This is a genomic window from Candidatus Glassbacteria bacterium, from assembly GCA_019456185.1.
GTDB lineage: Bacteria > Gemmatimonadota > Glassbacteria > GWA2-58-10 > GWA2-58-10 > JAJRTS01.
This window is the reverse complement of record VRUH01000113.1, coordinates 245-3,537: the sequence shown is the minus strand read 5'-3', so window position 1 is coordinate 3,537 and position 3,293 is coordinate 245. Positions and strand designations below refer to the sequence as shown.

The 3,293-nt window shown below is 58.7% G+C and carries 4 protein-coding genes and 1 pseudogene (1 of these 5 cut by a window edge); all 5 read left to right on the top strand.

The window, feature by feature from the left end:
- Positions 1-157: 157 nt before the first annotated feature.
- Positions 158-784: a hypothetical protein gene (locus FVQ81_18160; GenBank protein MBW7998455.1), complete on the top strand. Its 627-nt coding sequence runs from the start codon at positions 158-160 to the stop codon at positions 782-784.
- A gap of 170 nt (positions 785-954) precedes the next feature.
- Positions 955-1,176, top strand: a complete 222-nt coding sequence (locus FVQ81_18155) for a helix-turn-helix domain-containing protein (protein MBW7998454.1) — start codon at positions 955-957, stop codon at positions 1,174-1,176.
- A gap of 72 nt (positions 1,177-1,248) precedes the next feature.
- Positions 1,249-1,524, top strand: a complete 276-nt coding sequence (locus FVQ81_18150) for a hypothetical protein (protein ID MBW7998453.1) — start codon at positions 1,249-1,251, stop codon at positions 1,522-1,524.
- 205 nt (positions 1,525-1,729) lie between these two features.
- The gene (locus FVQ81_18145; GenBank protein ID MBW7998452.1) at positions 1,730-2,281 is read left to right on the top strand and encodes a hypothetical protein; all 552 of its coding nucleotides are present in this window, start codon (positions 1,730-1,732) and stop codon (positions 2,279-2,281) included.
- Positions 2,282-2,480: 199 nt separating this feature from the next.
- Positions 2,481-3,293 (top strand): annotated as a pseudogene (locus tag FVQ81_18140) (hypothetical protein); it runs 244 nt beyond the window's last position.

The window sequence follows — 3,293 nt, the reverse complement described above, 5'->3', positions numbered from 1 at the left end:
GGAGCGGAAGGTGCCCGTTCCCCGAGTGCGCCGGGTTGCATGTGTGACCGTGCGATTCTGGAGCAAGAGCGACCTGGCAAAGGTTCGAGCCTATAAAGCTGAAAGCAGCCCACAGGTGCAAAGCGACGCACTACAACAAAAACCTCAGGAGAGTAAAATGAAAATATACGCAGCTTTACTAGCGATCTTGCTCGTGGCCGGTCCCGGCTGGGCCCAGGAGCCGGACTCCTGGCATGGGCTGACGCTTGACCGCGCGACCATCGAGGATGCCTTGACCGTGCTTGGGCAACCCAACAACACCAAGGAAAATCAGAAACTCAAAACCCCCATCCATTCTTGGATAGACAAATCTGCCCGCTACTCCAGGCTGCAGTTCAGGAGAAAGTTCGGCGTTCGCCGCGCCACCTTGTACTTCCTCGACGACACCCTGAAGGCCATCGTCATCTTCCTGCAGGAAAGGATCAATCCCAACTCCTTATCGCAGGCGTATGGTCTTGATTTCACCCCGCGCGTCCCCAAGATGAAGTTGGCGTTTTCCCCGGAGAATTATGAGCGGCAGGCTGGTAAGATCTACCCCAAGCAGTACCCGGAGGTCTATCACCTCATCGCTGTCTCAGAGCGGGCCTATGTGGTGGCGGAGGTCAACCGCAGCGCCTGGGCCATGCTTGGAGCAGAACTCGCAGGACAATTAGCCGACTCTACGTCGTTTCCGGGAAAGGTGCGCCTAATTCAACTGATCTCTCCGAGCTTGAGAGATGCCAGAGGATTAGGGGCGCTCCAATAAGAACCGCCGCCTGCGCTCAGCCTCAAGAGCGCGGGCGATCGGGGGAAAAGCGCCCACGCCGAACGGGTTCAGCCTGAACCGCCGGCCGGCGCAGGCAGCCTGGACCGTGAAACGCACAGCCGTTGGGGGCCTTGACGTGCCACGTGAAATATGATACATACACGACCATTATGAAAACCTATTCTACCGGCGAGGTAGCAAGGTTGGTGGGAATCGGGCGAGCCACGCTCCATCGCTGGATGCGGGAGCGGAAGGTGCCCGTTCCCCGAGTGCGCCGGGTTGCATGTGTGACCGTGCGATTCTGGAGCAAGAGCGACCTGGAAAAGGTTCGAACCTACAAAGCCGCCCACTATTGCAAGGGCAGAGGGCGGAAAAAGAAAATCAAACCGTGATGGAGCGCGCCGCGCCCGGTGCGAAAACACCGGACGCAGCGCTAACCACAGCGGCCTGCAAAGGAGGCCACGATGGCTAGTCGCACTTTCGCACCACAGCAGTCTCAAGGCAAGAGCTCGGACCCGCTTCCTGGTTTTTCGACCCCGCCCGATCAGGGCGGAATGAGCTGGGAGGAAGCGTGCCGGCGCAGCTCGACCGGGACCGCGGCCCGGACGGGGGAGAACGGCCGCGCCATGCTGCGCAGCCGGCACGGCAACGGGGTGGTCGAAACCGCCAGCGGTACGATCCGGCTGGCGTTTCCCAACGAACTCGAAGGCTACCAGGATTGGGAGCCGGTGCGTGGCTAGAAAGGGCGCCGGCAGGCCATACAGCCGGGAATCCTTTGCGGTCGGCCGAAGCGCATCGGGCGGGGACAGGAACGCGCATGGCAAGGGTTGGAAGGCACCAGGCCCGGCTCGAAGAGCGCTTCCCTGAGAATCCCCGAGGTTTCTGGACGGCTTACACCGTCTTGCTGATCGAACGAAAGAAAAACAAACTAGAGAGGTGCTTGAAATGAAAACCCTATCGCCAATCGCTACATTGCTGCTGGTTGTCACAATGCTTTTGCTTGTCTGTCCGCCCGCCTGGGGGCAAGAGGATGAATACCCGCGGACGGAGGTCTTCGGCGGCGCTTCTTATCTAAATGCGGACGCCAAAATCTTGCGAGAGGATTTTTACGGTTGGCAAGCCAGCGTCAGCAGAAATGTCCATCGCAATGTGGGCTTCACGGCTGATTTCGGTGGTCAATACAAGTCTTTTGACCTCGGCCCCTTCGGAAATATCGACTTTCAAACCTATGAGATCCTGTTTGGGCCGCGCTTTACGGCGCGGAACGATACAGCCACTACCTTTGTGCACACCCTCTTTGGAGTTGTACACGAGCGAGTCGGAGGTGTGTCAGGCACAAGTTTTGCAATGGGTTTCGGAATGGGCGTAGATGTGAATGTAAGTAGCTGGGCGGCCGTCCGTATTTTCCAAATCGATTATATTCCGAATGTTCACGATGGTGTGTGGTTCCACGAAGGCCGTTTCGCGGCCGGCGTGGTCTTCAAGTGGGGTCAATAATCACCGAATGATCACTCTCTATCGTCGCGGCCGCGTCTAGTGGGCCCGGAGCTCCGTGGACGGCAAACCCTGGAGGTTGGCTGGATTGTGGAACCAATCGACGATGATGCGGATGTGCGCCTTGCTGAAGGCGTGGCCCTTGGCGGCCAGGCGCTCGCGCTCGGCGTCGCTCAGCCCCTAAAGTGGATCTAGATCGATTATGCCCAGGCGTACCCACAAGACGCAGGAAATCATCGACGCCGCCCAGGTGCTGCTGGACGTAGAGCGGCCCATGACGCTGCGGCAGCTGTACTATCTGCTGCTTTCCAATCACGTCCTGCGGGGTGAGGACAGCCAAGCGTGCAAGCGGTCCTACAGGCAGCTGATGCGGGTCATCGGCCTCGCCCGGCGCAGCGGCGAGATACCGTTTGAAACCTTGGTGGACAACGTCCGCACTCGTATCAAGCCCTCCTCTTGGTCCGGGCTGGCCGACTTCGTCGATGCCACCGCTGAGCTCTATCGAAAAGATTTCTGGGCGCGGCAGCCCAACTACGTAGAGATCTGGGTGGAGGATGATGCCATTGCAGGAGTGGTGAGCGACATCACCTACTACGAGTACAACGTGAATCTTCGTCCGGTGCACGGCTTCTCCAGTACTACCTACATGCACCAAGCCGCTCAGGAGATGTGCGAAATCACCAAGCCAATCTTTCTCTACTATTTCGGCGACCACGACCCTAGTGGTTACGACATTGAGCGGGTTTGCAAAAAGAAACTGTTCGAGATGTTTGACCTGCCGGCGGTGGGTTGGCCCGCAGGAGAAATTTCATGGGAGCGCCTGGCCTTGAACGTCGCCGATCTGGAGAAATTTGCGATCATCCCCCTGCCCGCGAAACCCAAGGATAGTCGGTACAAAAGATTCGTCAAAGAGTACGGCACCGACGCCGCTGAGCTGCAGGCGCTTCCGCCGGAGGAGTTGCGCCGGCGAGTGCGGGCGGCGATCGAGCAGCACATAGATGCTGAGGAGTGGGAG